Here is an 18108-nt window from a genome sequence, read left to right on the forward strand (position 1 = left end):
ACGCCGTCCTCGCGGCCCTGCGGGTCGTCGGCATCGGCGGCGCGCACCGGCTGGGCAGCGCGCCGGTTTCCTGGTCGCGCTGTTCGGCCCCGCGCAGCTGGCCGGGGCGGTCCGCCGCGCGCTCGGCGAGGGCGCCGCCGACCTGGTCGGGCTGTGGGAGGCGACCGGGCACCGCCCGCTCGCGTCCGCGCTCGGCGCCCTCGACCCCGCCCTGCGCGAGCGGTTCGACCGGCTCCCGCTGCTCCTCGGGGAGCCGCCGCTGCCGAAGACGCTGCGCAGGCTCGTCAAGGACCCGTCCATCGCCGACGCGTACGCCCTCGACCTGGTGGCGCGCCGCATCCGCCGCGCGATCGGCCGGCTCGCCCTGACCGACGACCCGGTCATCGCGCGCGCCCTCGCGAAACCGTCGACCGAGCCGCTGCTCTGCGCGCTCGCCGTCGCCACCGCGTGCGGCGCACCCGGCGCCGATCTCGCTGCGGTGATGCCGCCGCGCACCGTCACCGTCCCCGGCTACCCGGCCACCACGCTCCACGACGAGGACGGCCCCTGGCCCCGGGCGCTGCCCGCCGCCCGCGAACTCGGCGCCGACACCGCCGTGTTCTGGGACGAGATCGCCGAGCACGGCCTGCGCGTCCCCGCGTCCTGGCTCGCCCACGGCGGCTGGCCGGGGCTCTGGTCACGCGCCCACGCCCACCGCCGCTGACGGCCCGTCCGCTGCGCGGAGCTACCGCCGCCGGAAGATCGTGATCGAGTGGCCGACCTCGTCGACCGGCTCGCTGGAGGCGATCAGCGGGGCCAGCCGCGGGTCGTCCTTGGCGATCCAGCTGTCGGACACCACCAGCAGGCCGTGCACCCGGTCCGGCGGCACGGCGAGCGGGTCGGACGCCCGGATGCCGTAGTAGGACGGCACGCCGCTGCCCTTGTAGGCGAGCCACACCTCCTCGCCGGGGTAGCGGTCGCGGAGGCGGTCGGCGAGCCGGCCGAGGTCCTGGCCCCAGTCGACGTTGGAGTCGTGCAGGTACAGGTGCGTCCCGGCCGGGCCGCCGAACGCCTCGTTGGAGTACGGCAGGTAGTACGGGTAGGCCCGCAGCGAGCTGACCGCGACGAACAGCACGAGCACCCAGGCGGCCGCCGGCGCCCACCGCCACCGCACGCCCCGCCACCGCACGACCGTGACCCCGGCCGCCGCCACCGCCAGGAACACGGGAACGAAGATCGCGTACCGGACGCCGAGGTCGCGGTGCCCGGTCATGGCCACCGCCAGCAGAACCGCAGGGGGCGCCAGGACGTACGGCGCGGCCGGGCGCAGCCGGGGCAGCGCCGCCATCGCGGCGACGCCCGCGACCCACAGGGCGAGCATCCCCAGCGGCGTCTTCACCAGCAGCGCCGCCGGCAGGTAGTACCAGCGGGAGCCCAGGTAGGTGTCGCCGAACAGGAAACCCGTCCACCGCATGTCCTCGAAGCCGAACTGGACGCGCAGCCCGTCCCGGAACGGCTCCGGGAACGGCAGCAGTCCCGTGGCGAGGCCCCGGAGCCCGCCGATCGCCGGGACGCCGTCCGGGGCCGTCCACCGCAGCCGCGGATCGACGGCCAGGTACGCCGCCCACACCGCCGCGACGGCCACCGCGCCGGCGGCCGCCGCCGACAGCAGCCCCGCCGCGGCGGGCCGTCCGGCACCCCGGGAGCGCCTCGACCACCACACCGAAACCGCCACGAGCGCCAGCAGCACCGGCACGGCGGGCAGCACGCTCATCTTGGTCGCCACCGCCGCGCCCAGCGCCGCCCCCGCGAGCGGGACGCATCGCCGCGGCCGCCGCCGGGCCCGCCACGCCGGCCACACCGACGTCAGGAGGAAACCGGCCGCGGGCACGTCGAGCGTCGCCAGCGACCCGTGCGCGATCACGTCCGGGGAGAACGCGTAGAGGGCGAGCGCCGCCACACCTCCCGCGGCCCCGGTCAGGTCGCGGGCGAACCCGAAGACGACCAGCCCGAACAGCAAGGTCAGGACCATGACCGGCACCCGCGCGGCGAGCAGCACCCGCTGCGCGTCGTTGCCCGACTCGTACAGCAGGTGCCGCCCGACGTCCTGCTGGTTCCCGGTGTAGGACGCGTCCAGGCGGGCGCCCCCGAGCACCGCGCCCGCCCCGATGAGGATCTTGGTGAGCGGCGGGTGCTCCGGGTTGTACCGCAGGTCGTGCTCGCGCAGGTAGGTGACGCCCGCGCCGATGTACACGGGCTCGTCGATGGTGGGGGACTGGGCCGCGGCCGTGGACGCCATAGCGAACGCCAGCTGCGCCAGCAGCGCCGCGACCACGGCCGCGAGCAGCCACCGCCGGTGCCGGCGCAGCGCCCGGAACCGGCCGGCCGCCGCCTCGGCCGGAGGCGCCGCGGGCTCCCCGACCGCGGTCATCAGCCGAACGCGGTGAGGAACCGGTCGCGGAACGCGCTCATCGGCCACACCGGTGCGTCCTTCCCGGGCCGCAGCCCGTCCTGCCAGTTCCAGCCGGAGATCTTGTCGATGACGGCCTTGTCCTTCGCGACGATCGTGATGGGCACGTCCCGGCTCGCCCCGGGGCCGGTGATCAGCGGCGCGGGCTGGTGGTCGCCCAGGAAGATGAGCACCGTCTTGTCGTTCCCGTACGTCTCCATGTACGACACGAGAGTGTTCAGGGTGTACTCGATCGACTTGCGGTACTCGGTGCGGATCTGCCCGCCGGGCGGCCACGGCGCGTCGTAGCCCTTGCCCATCCCGTTGAAGATGGAGCCGTCCCCGACCTGGTCCCACGGCACCAGCCGCGGGATGGACGCCCACGGCGCGTGGCTGGACACCAGAGCCGTCTCCGCCATCACCGGCGGGCGGTCCTTCTTCGCCAGCTCGGTGCGCTGCAGCGTCGACAGCGTGTACTGGTCCGGCATGGTCGCGAAGCTGAAGCGGGGCCCGCGGTACCCGAGGTTCCGGTCGTCGTACACCTTGTCGTAGCCGTAGAACTCCCCCTCCGGCCAGGCCCGCGTGATCGCCGGCATGAGCGCCACCGTCCGCGACTCCGCCTTGTGGAACGCCCCGTTCAGCGTCAGCCGGTCGCTGTTCACGAGCGTCCGGTACCGCTGCTGGTTGTCGATCCACAGCCCGGACAGCAGCGTCGCGTGCGCGAGCCAGCTGCCGCCGCCCGCCGTGGACGAGGTGAGCCATCCGCTGCGCGCGGTGAACCCGGCGTCCCGCAGCCGCTGCGACCCCTGGTCGAGGACGGCGTCGACCTGCGGCGCGAACTGCGGGCTCTCCACCGCGGAGCGGCCGTAGCTCTCCACGAACGCGAGTACGACGTCCTTGCCGCGCAGCCCGGTCAGCAGCCGGTCGCCGGGCGTGTCGCGGAACTTGTCGACCGCGGCGGCCTTCGCGAACTCCGCCCGGTCGTTCAGGCTCGACCGCACCGCCAGCGCGTGGTCGTAGGCGAGCGCCGCCGCGCTGCGGGACGCGACCGGCACCCCGTCGACGAGCTGCGCGCCGAGCAGGGCGCACACGAGCCAGATCGCGCCGAGCACCGCCGCCGCCCGCGCCGCCGCCCGGTCGTGCCGGACGGCCGCGCGGCTGAGCCGCAGCGCCGACAGCGACATCAGCACGATCACCCCGACCGCGAGCACCGCGGTGAGGACGACGGCGGCGATCGCCCCCGCCGCCCCGGCCGACTCCTCCACGAACTCCACGGCCGGCCGCAGCAGCGGCCAGTCGAGCACCAGGTCGAACGGCCGGACGAGCACCGCGTCGAACCCGATGTCCATCACCTTCAGCACGAACAGCACCCCGAGGACGGCGCCCGCCGCCCCCGCCGTGTAGCGCCGCGCCCTCGCCGGCACCGCGAGGATCAGGCCGACGCCGAGCACACCCTCGATCGGGATGCGCACGAACGCCCCCGGCGTCAGCAGCGCGAACTCGTCCGGCGTGATGAGCGCGGCCAGCACGAACAGGAACGCCGCGCAGGTCAGCGCCCGCGCCGCGATCCGCCTGCGCCGCCCGCCGCCCGCGTCCGGTCCGGCGTCCTGCACGTCCTCGTCTGTCACCCGCTCCGCGCGGCTATCGGTAGTCAGCTCGTCCTCCCCGGGCTCGGTCCCCCCGCCGCGAACGCGACAACCACAGCACGTCCGCCCGCCGCCCGCCGGTTCAACCGCGTCCCGATCGGCGGAGCGTCACCGCCGGTGTTCCCGGACCAGCCCCGCCACATGCGGGAGCGCCGCGTCCGCGAGCCCCACCAGCTCCGGGTCGCCGGCCGGGGACGGGCGCCCGTCGGCGTACCGGACGACGGCGAACGCGATGTAGGCGCCGTCGACCTGGAAGGCCGAGGCGCCGGAGTCGTCGGCGTCCGCCGCGTCGCCCGCCGGCGGGAAGCCGCCCCCCTTGTACGGGAGCGGCGCGAACCGCGGCGCGGCCGGGCCGCCGGCGAAGCGGGCCGCGGTCGCGGGGTCGTGCATGACCATGATGCCGAGCGTCAGCTGGTGGACGGAGAACCCGTCGAGGTAGCGGGCCCGCACCGTCTTGAGGCACCAGGCGTCCCCGATCTTCGCGGCGGACGACCGGTGGACGGCGTTGACGCACTCCCCGTTCGTCACGCCGTCCGCCGCCTTGGTGAACGTCTCCGCGCCCGCGGCGACGGCCTCGTCCGGGGAGAAGACCTTCTCCGGGGGCCATGCCGACAGGTCCGGCGGGTGGGCGGCGGCCGGCGTGCTCGGCGTGGACGTGCGGCCCCGCGGCTCGTACGTCCGGGCCGGCCGGTCCGGCCGCAGCACCGCGGCGGCCACCACGACCGCGGCCGCGGTCAGCACGGCCGCCGAGCCCGTGAGGAGCCCCCGGCGGGAACGCCGCCGGCCGGCGGAGGGCGGCCGGGCGGCGGAGGGCGGCGGGTGGCCGGGCGGCGGAGCGGGCGGCCGCCGGGGCGGCATCGGGACGGTGACCGGCGTCCGCTCCTGCGCCGGCAGGTCCATCACCATCCGGACCAGCCCGTCGGCGTCCGGCCGCGCCTCCGGGGCCTCCGCCAGGCACACCCGGACGATGCGGGCGAGCCGCGGCCCCATCGCGGCCGCCAGCTGCGCGTCGGTGGCCCGCGGCGGCACGACCGGCGAGCGGCCGAGCGCCGCGTACCCGATCGTGCAGGCCCAGCTGTAGATGTCGGCGCGCCCGCCGCCGCGGTCGTCGGCGTACCGCTCCGGCGCGGTGTAGCCGGGCGAGTGGAAGAACCGCGTCGCCTCCGGCCCCGACTCCTCGATCGCCCGCGCCACCCCGAAGTCGATCACCCGCCAGCCGTCCCGGCCGAGCAGCACGTTCACCGGTTTGAGGTCGCGGTGCACGACCCCCTCCCGGTGGATGGCCCGCAACGCGTACGACAGCTGAACCGCGAGCCGTTCGAGCTGGGCAGCCGTCAGCGGCCCCTTGTCGCGGACCCACGCGTGCAGCGTCCCGCCGTCGATGTACTCGCTGACGATGTAGGGCGGGTCGGCGTACACGTCGGCGTCCAGCACCTGGGCGGTGTGGCTGTCGCCGACCTTGCGGGCCGCCTCGAACTCGGCGGCGAACTTGCGCCGCTGGTAGGGGTCGTTGAGCCACTGCCGGTGCAGCACCTTCACCGCGACCTGCGTGCCGTCCGGGGCGCGCCCGAGGTAGGTGGTGCCCTGCCCGCCGCTTCCGAGCTCGCTCACCAGCTCGTACCGGCCGATCCGGGCCGGCCGGCCGGCCTGTTCCGTGGGGTCCACCGGAACCACCCCCCGCCGTCTCACGGCCAGTGTGAGCCCGTCCGACGGCGCGTCCAAGAGCCGCCGCCGTCCTTAAGCGGACCGGAGTCTGTGGCATCGGACCTTTTCCGCCGGGAAATCCCCCGCCGGGATGTCGAGGAACTGGGAGCGGCTCCGACCTGTTGGTGAGCGGCGCCGAGGGGGCGCCGGGGAGAGAGGTATGAACATGGGCAAGGTCACCTGCGACATCGGGATCTCCGTGGACGGGTTCGTCGCCGGGCCGAACCAGCGGCTGGAGGAGCCGCTCGGCGAAGGGGCCGAGCGCCTGCACCGGTGGATGTTCGAGCAGCCCGACGCAAACGCCGAGGTCATCGAGAAGATCACGGACGCCGGCGCGTTCATCATGGGCCGCAACATGTTCGGCCCGGTCCGCGGCGGCTGGGGCGGCTCGGACTGGAGGGGCTGGTGGGGCGAGGAGCCGCCCTACCACGCGCCCGTCTTCGTCCTGACCCATCACGGGCGCGAACCGGTGCCGATGAAGGGCGGAACCACGTTCAACTTCGTCACGGACGGCATCGAGTCGGCGATGGCGAAGGCGCGGGAGGCGGCGGGCGACCGGGACGTCGCGGTCGCCGGCGGCGCGCAGACCGTGAACCAGTACCTCGCGGCCGGGCTGATCGACGAGCTCCGGCTGCACATCGCGCCGGTCGTGCTCGGGGCGGGGGAGCGGCTGTTCGCGGACGTCGGCGACCCCGGGCTCGAACCGGTCGCGGTCTCGCACACCGACCTGGTCACGCACGTGACCTACCGGGTCGGCCGGTAGGGGCCGCCGCCGAGAACCGCCGGCAGGGACCGCGGCGGGCACCGCGGCAGGACCAAGGTCCCCGCAGGTCGGGGACGGTCGCCCGGAGCGGAGCGGCGGGCGGGGGCGTTGGGTGGGAAGTGCAGGAGCGACCCATCCAGGAAGGACGGCATGTACTCCGACAGGAGCGAGGCGGGACGATGGCTCGGCCGGCGGCTGCGGCGGTACCGCGTCCAGGACGTCGTCGTGATCGCGGCGCGGCCGGATGCCGTCCCCATCGCCTACGAGGTGGCGCGGGCGCTGGAGGCGCCGCTGGAACTAGCCGGCCGGTCGCCTGCCGGTCCGCTCGGCGGCCGCACCGCCATCGTCGTCGTCGAGGGCGTGGCGACCGGGCGGACGGCCCGCGCGGCGTGCGAGGCCGCGCGCGCACGCGGGCCGCGGCGCGTCGTGCTGGCGGTGCCGGTCGGGGCGCCCGCGGTCGTCGACGCGCTCCGCGACGCCGCCGACGAGGTGGAGCGCCCCCTCACCCCGCACTATTTCGACGCGATCGGCGACTACTACCTCGACGACTCGCCCGTCCCGGAGGACGAGGTGACCCGGCTGCTCGAAGCCGCGCGGAGCACCGCGCGGAGCCGGGCGGACTCAGCGGCGCCCGCGTAGGCGGGACGGGCGGCGCGCCCGCCCCGCGCATTCGGCCGGGCAGTCGGCCGGGCGGCCGGCCGGAGCCGCGGGCGGCCCGCGCCGGGACGCGCCGGCGCGGGCCTTTCCGCTCACCAGCCCTGCAGGCCGGCGCCGTACGGGTAGAGCGGGTCGCCGTAGCCGGTGGGCGGCGGCTGCCCCGCGTCGATGCGGGCGCGGATCTCGGCGCGTTCGGCGGCGGTCGCGCCGAGGTCGTAGGGGATGTTCCAGTCCTCGACGGCGTCCTCGGGCCGGTCGGTGCCGCCCGGCTCGAGGATCTGTTCGACGCCGCGCGGAAGCTGCCAGGGCAGCCGCCCGCGCGGCGCGTAGTCGCCGAACAGCAGGCTCGCCGTCGCCGGGCCGACCTCCTCGCCGCCCCGGTAGGTCATCACGATGGCGTCGGCGAGGCCGTTCCAATCGGTGATGACGGTCGGGCGCGGCAGGTCCATCACCACGACCACGGGCACGCCCTGGTCATGGAACTGCCTGATGAGCGCGAGCTGGTCGGGCGGCAGGTAGGGCTGCTCGTTCACCCAGGCCGTCCGGTGGGTGTAGGACGGTTCGCCGACCGCGACGACGGCGAGGTCGGGGGAGGGCGCGCTGTCCTGGTGGACGGTCACGCCCGCCTTCGCGGCCCGCGCCTTGATCGCGTCCAGCAGCGTGAGCGAGCCGTAGTTCGCGTGGAAATAGCTCGTCCAGATGCAGCACGCGGCGCCGTCGGCGGCGCGCGGCCCCGCCACCACGATGTCGTCGCCCTCCTTCAGCTTGACCGGCAGGACGCCGTCGTTCTTCAGCACGGTGATCGACTCGCGCGCCGCCTGGTTCGCCAGTGCCGCGTACGACGGCTGGTGGAAGCGGTACGGCCCATTCACCGGGTCGCCGTACGGCCGGTCGAAGATCCCGAGCTTGAACTTCAGTCGCAGGACGCGGGTGACCGCGTCGTCGATCCGCGCGATCGGCACCTGGGCGATGAAGTCGGCCATCGAGAACCCGGCCGCGCCGGGATCGGCGCCGCCCATCACGTCCGACCCGGCATTGGCCGCGCTCACCCACGCGCTCGACGGCAGCCAGTCGGTCGTGATCAGCCCGGTGTACCCGAGCTCGTCGCGCAGGTACCGCAGGATCGGCGCGCTGTTGCCCGCGCCCGGCCCGCCCGGGTCGAGGTACGAGCTGCCCGCGTAGCCCGGCATGATGTTCACGGCGCCCGCGTCGAGCGCCGCCCGCCACGGGATCATGTGGTACTTGATCGTCACGGCGTCGAAGGTGATGCCGGCCTCGCCGCCGGCGCCCTCACCCGGCCAGTGCTTGACGGTCGCGAGGACCGAGCCGGGGTTCAGCTCCGGCCCGCCCTGCAGCCCCGCGACGAGCGCCCGCACCTGAGCGGCGGCGACCTGCGCGTTCTCGCCGTTGCCCTCCTGGATGCGCGGGTACAGCACCTTGGTGCCGACCTCCGCGAGCGGCCCGAGGACGCCGCGCGCCCCGACCTCCAGCTCTTCGCGGCGCTGCATGTCGCCCAGCTTGTAGTCGAGCGGATAGTCCCTCGCCGCGGCCAGGGCGCTCTGCAGCGGGTAGGTCGTCTCGTATCCGGCGATCGTGTCGCCCGCCGACACCGGCGGGATCCCGAGCCGGGTGCCCGCCGCGCTGCGCAGCACGTTGTGCAGGTCGTCCGGCTGCGCCGGGCCGAAGTGCCAGCCCGACCTGGCGTACGCCTGCGCGTTGTAGAACATCTGGTACGCCTTCTCCTCGGTGGTCATCCGGCCGAGGAGGTCGGCCACGCGGTCCTCGACGGGCCGCCGCCAGTCCTCGTACGGCTCGATCGAGCCGTTCTTGTTGAGGTCGCGGGCGCCGCCGACCACGTTGACGCCGTCGTCCACGGTCTCGATCTCGGGGAGGTAGACGCTGAACGTGCGGATGTCCGACGTGGTCCGCGCGCCGGAGCCGCTCACCGCGACGACGAACCACCGGTAGGTCCACCGGTCGCCGATGTCCCAGGACGGCGTGTAGCTCGTCCCGGACGTTTCGGCGACCTTCGTGTAGAGGTCGAGCAGCCGGCCCGGCGCGGTGAAGTCGTAGTCGGTGCGGCTGACGTTGATCCAGACCTCGTAGTGCGCGGTGCCGGGGACGCCCGCCCAGGACAGCACGGGACGCCGCGTGTCCGTCACCATCGCGTGGTCGGCGGGCGCCGACAGCGCGAACTGGCCGGTCGTCCCCGGCGCCTTCGTCGGCGGCGACAGCAGCGGGGGAGTGCTGGACGAGGAGTCGACGCTGCCGAAGACCTGGAACTCCCACATCGAGTACCCGTAGCCGGTCGCCCGCTTCGTCCCGGTGAACCGGATGTAGCGTCCCCTGCCCGTGATGCCGAGTTTCTCCGTGCCTCCCTTGCCGGTGGTCGTGGAGTAGATCGTCGTCCAGGACGTCCCGTCGTCGGACATTTCGATGCGGTAGCCGGTCGCGTAGGCCGCCTCCCACACGAGCGTCACGCCGGTGACCGCGGCGGTGCCGCCGAGGTCGACCCGGAGCCATTGGTCGTCGCTGAACTCGCTCGACCAGCGGGTGGTGGTGCGGCCGTCCAGCGCCGCCGCCGGGGCGTTGCCGCCCTCCCAGGAGGAGGCCGACACCTTCTTGAACGCCGAGATGGGCGTGTCCCCGGGCGGCGGCGGCTCGGTCCCGTCGCCGCCGTACACCGAGAACTCCCACAGGGAGTACCCGTAGCCGGTGGCGCGGGCCGTCCCGTACATGCGGATGTAGCGGCCGCTACCGGTGACGTCCAGCGTCTGGGTTCCGCCCGTGCCGGCCGTGGTGGAGTAGACGGTCGTCCAGTCCGAGCCGTTGCCGGAGACCTGGATCTGGAAGGCGGTCGCGTAGGCCGTCTCCCAGTTCAGCACGACCTGGCTGATGCTCTTGCTCTCGCCCAGGTCGATCCGCACCCACTGCGGGTCGCTGAACGCGCTGGACCAGCGGGTGCCGGTGTCGCCGTCCACCGCCGCGGCCGCGGGGAAGGCGGCGCTCTCGGTGGACGACGCCGTCGCGGGACGGCCCAGGGAGAGCAGCGTCGCCGCGCGGGCCGTCCGCGCGGGGACGGCCAGGAGCGCGGCGAGCACCGCTAACAACGCGACGGTGCTGGTGAGCCGCTGCACTGCGGTCATCGGAACCTCCGGCTACCAGCCGACGGCGACGAGCAGCCACTGCGGGTCGCCGTGGGACACGAACGAGGACTGGTCGGCGTAGTCGTCGTAGGGGAAGCCGTAGGCGCGGTGCCCGATCCCGTGGTCGTGCCAGAACTTGGCGTAGTAGTTCGCCGGCGCGGCCCGGTAGAACAGCGACGGGTCGGACCACTGCGACTGCGGCAGCTGCGCCACGTGCCGGTTGATCGCCGAGCACCTGGCGGGGTCCTCCCGGAGCGGCCCCGAGCAGCCGGTGACCTCCTGCGTGGTGGCCGGGACGCCGACGGACGCGGCGTAGCCGGTGAAGTAGTCGGCGTGCGCGCCGCCCGGCTGGAACGCCGGCGCGTTGCCGGGCGCCGGGATCCGGTACGGGGCCTCGACGGTGGCGAGGGAGTCGAACTCGGCCGGGACCTCGTCGGCGAACCGCTGGAAGGTGGCCGAGCGGTCCTCGGCGAACGTGGCCCGGTCCTCGCCGACGGACACGTCGTAGCCGTCGTGGGCGTGCAGCCGCAGGGCGAGCTTCAGGCCGAACCCGTCGACCCTGGTGGTGTTGCCGTTGAACGCGTCGGCGCCGACCGTGAACTCGATGAAGTCCTGGTAGCGGCTGTTCGGCGAGCCGAGGTAGAAGTACATGCGGCCCGCGGAGTTGACCGGCATGTCCAGGTAGGGCTGCTCGGCGATGGAGTGGGTCTGCCCGTTGAAGCTCCAGTACACCTGGCTGTCGGGGTACTTCCCGTTCGTCCGGTTGAGGACCTTCACCGTGAGGACGTTCTGCGCCGGCGGGATGCCGGACGTGTCGCCCCAGAAGTCGTCATCGGTCGGCGGCGTGGTCGACCCTGTCGTGTGCACCCCGAACGTCCACAGCGAGTAGCCCCATTGGGTGGCGCGGGCGGTGCCGTACATGCGGATGTAGCGGCCGTTGCCGGTGATGTTGAGGGTCTGGTTTCCGCCGGTGGCGTTGGTGGTGGAGTAGATGGTGGTCCAGTTGGCGGCGTTGTCGGAGACCTGGATTTGGAAGGCGGTGGCGTAGGCGGTTTCCCAGTTGAGGACGACTTGGCAGATGTCCTGGTCGGAGCCGAGGTCGATTTGGAGCCATTGGGGGTCGCTGAAGGCGCTGGACCAGCGGGTGGCGGGGTCGCCGTCGACGGCGGCGGAGGCGGGGAAGGAGCCGTTCTCGGTGGAGGAGGCGGTCGCGGGCCGGTTCAGCGCCGCGTCCCCTGAACCGCATTCCGCCGCGCCGGCCGGGGCCGTCAGCGCCAGGGACGCGGGGAGCAGGAGCAGCAGGGCGGCCATCGCCGAGGGGAGCTTCATGGACATCTCCATGTTCGAGGGGGTGGGGCGGGAGACGGTGCCCCGCGGGCCCGCCGACCGCGGGCCCGCAGGGCGGGTCAGCCGCGGATCAGGGGAAGCTGACCACGTTGGCCGGGACGGTGTCCGTGCCGGACGCCTCCGGGCCGGTGTCGTTGATGACGTGGCGGATCGTGCCGTTGCCGCCCAGCGACACCGTCAGCACGTCGTGGAACCGGACGCCGGAGCGGTTCGGCACCTCGAAGCCGCGCGCGGCCACGATCGACGGGTCGACGTTGAAGTAGCAGTAGCTGCCGAGGCCCCAGCCCTCGTGGGCGGTGACCGAGTCGGCGACCTTGTAGGCGGCGTAGCCGTCCGGCGAGTCGCTCCGCCAGGCCGACTGGTTCGGCGGGTCGTACGGCATCTCGTTCTGGAAGAAGATCGTCTTGCCGCGGTCGCCGTTCCACACCACCTGGTACTTCTGGTAGTGCTCGACGAACAGCCCGTACGCGGTGACGTCGTCGCCGTTGACGATCACCCCGTTGTCGGCGGTGTTGACCGTCCAGCCGACCCCGGAGCCGTGGTCGGCGCGCCACGCCCAGATGTGGTCGAGCAGGACGTCGTCGCTGTTGACGACCAGGCTCTTGGACGCCTTGCCCGCGCCGGCTCCGCCGATCCGGAAGAAGACGTCCTGCACCGATGACGGGTCGCCCGCGTGGTCGGCGCCCGCGCCGTCCGGCCCGAGCCGCAGCAGCACGGGCGAGTTCACCGGCCCGGCGTCGAAGAGGATCCCGGCCAGCTTGACGCCGCTCACGTCGGCGACCGCCATCGCGGTGACGCCGTTGTCGGGGATGAGCGTCGGGTACCCGATGCCCAGCACGACGGTGTCCGGCCGCGTCACGTTGATCGTCTGGCCCAGGTGGTAGACGCCGGGCGTGAACAGCAGGTTGAGCCCCTGGCCCAGCGCGGCGTTGATGGTGGCGGCCGAGTCGCCCGGCTTGGCCACGTAGAACTGCGACAGCGGGATCGACGACCCGGGCGTCGAGCCGCCCGACCAGGTCGTCCCGCGCGAGTTCCGCCGCAGCGCCGGGACGAACACCCGGTACGCGCCGCCCGAGTCGACGTACAGGTACGGCTTCTCCCGGGTCACCGGGCTGGTGTCGAGCGTCGTGTACGGCGGGTTCGGGAAGCTCTGCGCGGGCGCGCCCTCGACGCCGGAGAACACCATGTTCCACACGCCGTTGAGGTTGCCGCCGATGTGGCTGTCCCGCGTCAGCCACTGCTGCTGCGAGTATGGCTGCACCTGGCCGTCGACCTTGGAGTCGGCGATGTAGCCGCCGCTCGCCCAGCCGTACCCGGTGGGCGCGAGGTTCAGGTTGCCGCGGACGTGGATGCGGCGGAACGGCGCGGCCTGGGAGACCGCCCACTGGTTCGTCCCGCCGGGCGGGCTGACCGCCAGGTTCTCCGCGGACCGCCAGAAGTTCTGCGTGGCGTTGCCGCCGAACCATCCGGCGTCCACCGTGACGCCGTTGAGGGTGACGTCATCGGGGTCGCGGCCGAGACCGGCGATCGAGGTGTAGAACCCGATGTTCGCGTTGACGTTGTAGCTGCCGGGCTTGAACAGCAGCGCGTACCGGGACGTCCCGAACTGGTTGCTCTCCTGCTCGCGGAAGACCGCGTCGAGCCGGGCCTGGACGTCGGACGCGCTCATCGACGGGTCGAACACGATCACGTTCGGCCCGAGGTCGCCGCCCCCGGGCGGCGTGGTCGACCCTGTCGTGTGCACCCCGAACGTCCACAGCGAGTAGCCCCATTGGGTGGCGCGGGCGGTGCCGTACATGCGGATGTAGCGGCCGTTGCCGGTGATGTTGAGGGTCTGGTTTCCGCCGGTGGCGTTGGTGGTGGAGTAGATGGTGGTCCAGTTGGCGGCGTTGTCGGAGACCTGGATTTGGAAGGCGGTGGCGTAGGCGGTTTCCCAGTTGAGGACGACTTGGCAGATGTCCTGGTCGGAGCCGAGGTCGATTTGGAGCCATTGGGGGTCGCTGAAGGCGCTGGACCAGCGGGTGGCGGGGTCGCCGTCGACGGCGGCGGAGGCGGGGAAGGAGCCGTTCTCGGTGGAGGAGGCGGTCGCGGGCCGGTTCAGCGCCGCGTCCGCCGAGCCGCACGCCGCCGCGGCGGCGCGTCCGGCGGGGACGGCGAGCGCGATGGCGAGCAGCAGCGCGAAGACGCCCGCCGGCCAGGCTCTTCTGGCCGGGGCGTGGGGTGGGACGGGATGCATGCGCATCTCCTTCGGGGTGGGGTGGTGTGCGGGGGCCCCTCAGATCACGCGTTATTTCACAGCATGATTTAAAGCGTGGATTATCTAGGCCGTCAAGGGCGCCGTGCGCCGCCCGGGGGCCCGGCGCGGCGGAGAACCCCCGCCGGAGCCGCCCGCGGGGATTGAACTCCGTCCCGGCGGGGCGCGTATCCCCACGCGAAGATCGACGCCCCCGGGAGGGTTCATGAGCGTGAGGAACAGCCGGCTGCGCACCGCGGTCACGACGACCGCGGCCGTCGCCGGGTCCGCCGGGCTCCTGGCCGGCGCGCTGTACGTGGTCCATGCCGAGTCGGGGGCCGGCGGCAAGCAGGCGAGCCTCGCCGGCGACGCCCAGGCCGGGCGGCAGGCGCCCGCCGGGCAGACCGCGCCGGGGGAGGCCGTCACCGGGCAGGCCGCCGCCACCGCCGCCCGGCTCGCCCACCGCCTCGGCGACCGCACGACCGGCGCCTACATCGACTCGGCGGGACGGCCCGTCGTCACCGTCACCAACGAAGCCGACGCCGCCACGGTCCGCGCCGCGGGCGCCGTCCCCAAGATGACGCGGCGGAGCCCGGCCGAGCTGCGCCGGGTCACCGCCACGCTGCGCAGCTCCTTCGCCGACATCCCCGGCACCGGCTGGGCCGTCGACCCCGCCACGTCCAAGGTCACCGTGTGGACGGACTCCTCGGTCACCGGCGCCCGGATGGCCGCCGTCCAGCGCACCGCCCGGCAGATGGGCACGGCGGTCCGGATGGTCCGCTTCCCCGGCCGGCTGCACACCCTCGCCCTCGGCGGCGATGCCATCTTCGGGCAGGGCGCCCGCTGCTCGCTGGGCTTCAACGTCCGGCGCGGCCGGCAGGACTTCTTCCTCACCGCCGGGCACTGCGGCAACGCCGTGCGGAACTGGACCGCCGACGCGCAGGGCGCCCGGCCGCTCGGCACCACCGTGCAGAGCAGCTTCCCGGGCAACGACTTCGCGCTCGTCCAAGTGCAGCGCGGCGCCGCGGGCGCGGGCGCGGTCAACCTCTACAACGGGCAGGCGCGCGACATCACGCAGGCGGCCGAAGCCGTCGTCGGGCAGCGCGTCGCCCGCAGCGGCAGCACCACCGGCGTCCACACCGGGCGCGTCCTCGCCACCAACGCCACGGTGAACTTCGCCGAGGGCACCGTCACCGGCATGATCCAGACCAACGTCTGCGCCGAGCCGGGCGACAGCGGCGGCCCGCTCTTCGCCGGCACGACCGCCCTCGGCCTCACCTCCGGAGGCTCGGGCGACTGCCGGACCGGCGGCGTCACCTTCTTCCAGCCGGTGACGGAGGCCCTGCGGGCCTTCGACGCGCAGGTGACCTGACGTCCGGCGCGCGGAAGCCCGGGCCCGGCGGCCCGGGCTTCTCGCGTCAGCCCTTCACGGCGAGGCCGCCGTAGGCGGAGACCTCCGCGGGGCTGGGTGCGGGCGGGTCGCCGGGGTCGCGGCGCCACTCCGACACCAGGACCACGCCGGGCTCGACGAGCCGCAGGCCCTGCCGCGTGAAGACGAGCCGCTCGAACTCGGCGGCGGTGCGGGGCTGCGTGCGGACGCCGTCCTCCCGGTATCCGGCCGACGCGGGCCGCAGCCGCGGCTCGTGCTCCGGCGTCACATGGGTGGCGAGCACGTAGCTGCCCGCCGGCAGGGCGTCGACGAAGGTGCGGACGATCTCCGCCGGCCCCTCCTCGTCCGGGATGAAGTGCAGGATGGCGCTCAGCACCAGGGCGATCGGCTCGCCGAAGTCCAGCACCTCCCGGATGAGGCGGCTGCCGACGATGGCCGCCGGCCGCCGGACGTCGGCGTCGAGGTAGCCGACCTTGCCCCGCGGATCGGACACCATCAGGGCGCGCGCGTGCGCCAGCACGACGGGGTCGTTGTCGACGTAGGCGATGCGCGCGGCCGGCGTGATGCCCTGCACGACCTCGTGCAAGTTCGGCGACGTGGGAATGCCGGTGCCGATGTCGAGGAATTGCCGAATTCCGACCTCGGCGGCGAGATACCGGACACCGCGCAGCAGGAACCGCCGGTTCTCCCGGGCCCCCACGCGGATCGCCGGAAAAGTCTCCTCGATCTTCGCGGCCGCGATCCGGTCGGCGGCGAAGTTGTCCTTTCCGCCCAGCAGATAATCATAGACCCGCGCGGACGACGGATGGGCGGCGTCGATGAGCGGACGCGAAGCCTCGGGCGGTGACACGTCGCTGGACCTCCAAGCTCCCTGGCGCAGGCGAGGCTCCGTAGTTTAGTTTGATCCAGCGCCCTCGCGGCAATTCGCCTTCCGTAATCGACTGATCGAGGAACGTGATGAGGATCGTCATAGCCAGTGCGTCGGGACAGCTCGCCCGCGCGACCGCGAAATACGCGCTGGAAAAGGTGCCGCCCGATGACGTCATCCTGGTCAGCAGGAATCCGGACGCGCTCGCCGAGTTCGCGGACCGGGGCGTGGCCGTCCGGTACGGCGACTACGACCGCCCGGAGTCGCTGCCCGCCGCGTTCGCGGGCGGCGACCGGCTCTTCATGGTCAGCCTGCACGAGCTCGGCCACCGCGTCACCCAGCACCGGAACGCCATCGACGCGGCGAAGCGGGCGGGCGTGCGGCACATCGTCTACACCTCCTACATCATGGTCGACCCCGCCTGCCCGTCCACGGTCGTCCCGGACCACCTGCGCACCCACGAGCTGCTGGACGCCTCCGGCCTGGACGTCACCTACCTGCGCAACGGCCTGTACGCGGAGACGCCGGTCACCCAGATCCTCCCGCCCGCGATCGCCCGCGGCGTCCTGGTCGACAACACCGACCACGCCCGCGGCGCCTTCGTCCACCGCGACGACTGCGCCGCCGTGGCCGCCGCGGTGCTGACGTCGTCCGGCCACGAGGGCCGGACCTACGACGTCACCGGGCCCGAACTGCTCAGCTTCGCCGACCTCACCGCCCTCGCGGCCGAGGTATCCGGCCGCCCGGTCGCCTACCAGAGCGTGGACGACGCGTCCTTCGAGGCGGGCCTGCGCGAGGCGGGCGTCCCCGACGACGTCCGCGGCATGATCGTCTCCTTCGGCGTCGCGCTCCGCGCCGGCTGGGGCGAGCCCCTCACCGACACGGTCCAGCGCCTGACCGGCCGCCCGCCGCGCCCGATCACCGACCTGATGGAGCAGCACCGCTCCCTGCTGACCGGCGCACAGGCGCCCTGACCGAATACGGCCGCTACATTGACCCGCTAACTAGTGAAAGGCACGATTTCCTCCAGCAAAGGGGGAAATATGAGGCGCACTTTCGTGGCATTATCGGCATGCGGCCTTCTCCTGCTGGCCGCCTGCGACCCGGAGGCTCAGCCCACCGAATCCGCGGCGTCCAGCACGCCCACCAGCGCGAGTCCGACCCCGTCGGCGTCCCCGACGGGGTCGCCGACGGTCGAGACGCGCACGGTCACGGCGACGCGCAAGATCCCTTACAAAACCCGGAAGGTAAAGGACCCGGCGCTGGCCGCCGGCAAGACCGAGATCCGCCGGCGCGGCGTCGCGGGCGTCAAGAAGCTGACCTACGAGGTCACTTACACCAATGGCGCGGAGACCTCCCGGAAATTGATCAGCGAAAAGACCACCAGGGCCCCGGTGACGCGCGTCATCGCGGTCGGCACCAAGCGCGCGAGCAACTGCGACCCGAACTACAGCGGCGCCTGCGTTCCGATAGCGAGCGACGTCGACTGCGCGGGCGGCAGCGGCAACGGCCCCCGCTACGTCCGGGGCCCGGTCCGCGTGGTGGGCAATGACATCTACGACCTGGACCGAGACGGCGACGGCGTAGGCTGCGACACCTGACCGATCTGGCGGGGTGCCTTGCAGGCACTCGTACGCGGCGATGCCGCGCTGCGGGCGAGTTCGGGGACGGCCGCCCGAGCGGGTGCCGCCTCCGGCGAGAGAGCGGGTGCCGGGCTCCGGCACGAGGCGCTGACGTCCCCACTGTGCTGGCCCGGGCGCGGGGTTGAGCGAGGCCCATGAAGCGCGAGCCGGGAGGGGGAGCGGGCCGGAGCCCCCACACCGAGGGGTCGCCATTTGGATGAATACAACAAGGGAGTGGCGGCGAAGGAGCTCAAAGCTCCGAGCGCACCACTCCCAGTTGCGAAGTGGGCGATACTGGGATTGA

General features: G+C 73.4%; 13 protein-coding genes. 6 read left to right on the top strand and 7 right to left on the bottom strand.

The window, feature by feature from the left end:
* On the top strand, positions 1-703 hold a 703-nt coding region (locus ACIWVC_RS30170; protein ID WP_396454867.1), incomplete at its 5' end, for a hypothetical protein.
* A 21-nt stretch (positions 704-724) separates the two neighbouring features.
* Here the strand turns inward: ACIWVC_RS30170 and ACIWVC_RS30175 are convergent.
* The 3 genes from ACIWVC_RS30175 to ACIWVC_RS30185 form a co-directional block, all read right to left on the bottom strand.
* Positions 725-2410, bottom strand: coding sequence for a phospholipid carrier-dependent glycosyltransferase (locus ACIWVC_RS30175; protein WP_396449163.1), 1686 nt, complete (start codon positions 2408-2410; stop codon positions 725-727).
* The gene (locus ACIWVC_RS30180; protein ID WP_396449162.1) at positions 2410-4056 is read right to left on the bottom strand and encodes a sulfatase; all 1647 of its coding nucleotides are present in this window, start codon (positions 4054-4056) and stop codon (positions 2410-2412) included. Before ACIWVC_RS30180 ends, ACIWVC_RS30175 begins: the two co-directional genes overlap by 1 nt.
* 126 nt (positions 4057-4182) lie before the next feature.
* Positions 4183-5739: a serine/threonine-protein kinase gene (locus tag ACIWVC_RS30185; RefSeq protein WP_396449161.1), complete on the bottom strand. Its 1557-nt coding sequence runs from the start codon at positions 5737-5739 to the stop codon at positions 4183-4185.
* 199 nt (positions 5740-5938) lie between these two features.
* Here ACIWVC_RS30185 and ACIWVC_RS30190 point away from each other — a divergent pair, with 199 nt between their 5' ends.
* Positions 5939-6541, top strand: coding sequence for a dihydrofolate reductase family protein (locus ACIWVC_RS30190; protein WP_396454868.1), 603 nt, complete (start codon positions 5939-5941; stop codon positions 6539-6541).
* A 150-nt stretch (positions 6542-6691) separates the two neighbouring features.
* Complete coding sequence (locus ACIWVC_RS30195) at positions 6692-7180, top strand: hypothetical protein (RefSeq protein ID WP_396449159.1); 489 nt, start codon at positions 6692-6694, stop codon at positions 7178-7180.
* A 110-nt stretch (positions 7181-7290) separates the two neighbouring features.
* Here the strand turns inward: ACIWVC_RS30195 and ACIWVC_RS30200 are convergent, their stop codons facing one another.
* From ACIWVC_RS30200 to ACIWVC_RS30210, 3 genes are all read right to left on the bottom strand, one after another.
* Positions 7291-10344, bottom strand: a complete 3054-nt coding sequence (locus ACIWVC_RS30200; protein WP_396449158.1) for a discoidin domain-containing protein — start codon at positions 10342-10344, stop codon at positions 7291-7293.
* A gap of 12 nt (positions 10345-10356) precedes the next feature.
* On the bottom strand, positions 10357-11673 hold the full coding sequence (locus ACIWVC_RS30205; RefSeq protein WP_396449157.1) for a beta-1,3-glucanase family protein: 1317 nt from the start codon (positions 11671-11673) through the stop codon (positions 10357-10359).
* An 88-nt stretch (positions 11674-11761) separates the two neighbouring features.
* Positions 11762-13927 (bottom strand): discoidin domain-containing protein, encoded by a 2166-nt coding sequence (locus tag ACIWVC_RS30210; protein ID WP_396454869.1) that lies wholly within the window; start codon positions 13925-13927, stop codon positions 11762-11764.
* A 223-nt stretch (positions 13928-14150) separates the two neighbouring features.
* Here ACIWVC_RS30210 and ACIWVC_RS30215 point away from each other — a divergent pair, with 223 nt between their 5' ends.
* A complete protein-coding gene (locus ACIWVC_RS30215) occupies positions 14151-15296 on the top strand; it encodes a S1 family peptidase (RefSeq protein ID WP_396449155.1) in 1146 nt (381 codons plus the stop codon).
* A gap of 46 nt (positions 15297-15342) precedes the next feature.
* Here the strand turns inward: ACIWVC_RS30215 and ACIWVC_RS30220 are convergent, their stop codons facing one another.
* The gene (locus ACIWVC_RS30220; protein ID WP_396449154.1) at positions 15343-16164 is read right to left on the bottom strand and encodes an SAM-dependent methyltransferase; all 822 of its coding nucleotides are present in this window, start codon (positions 16162-16164) and stop codon (positions 15343-15345) included.
* Positions 16165-16271: 107 nt separating this feature from the next.
* On the opposite strand from ACIWVC_RS30220, the gene ACIWVC_RS30225 reads away from it, so the two are divergent.
* Together ACIWVC_RS30225 and ACIWVC_RS30230 are read left to right on the top strand one after the other, a co-directional pair.
* Positions 16272-17156: an SDR family oxidoreductase gene (locus ACIWVC_RS30225; protein ID WP_396449153.1), complete on the top strand. Its 885-nt coding sequence runs from the start codon at positions 16272-16274 to the stop codon at positions 17154-17156.
* A gap of 69 nt (positions 17157-17225) precedes the next feature.
* The gene (locus tag ACIWVC_RS30230) at positions 17226-17783 is read left to right on the top strand and encodes a G5 domain-containing protein (protein WP_396454870.1); all 558 of its coding nucleotides are present in this window, start codon (positions 17226-17228) and stop codon (positions 17781-17783) included.
* Positions 17784-18108: the final 325 nt, after the last annotated feature.

The sequence above is a fragment of the Actinomadura sp. genome (genome assembly GCF_044508335.1).
Taxonomy (GTDB): Bacteria; Actinomycetota; Actinomycetes; order Streptosporangiales; family Streptosporangiaceae; genus Spirillospora.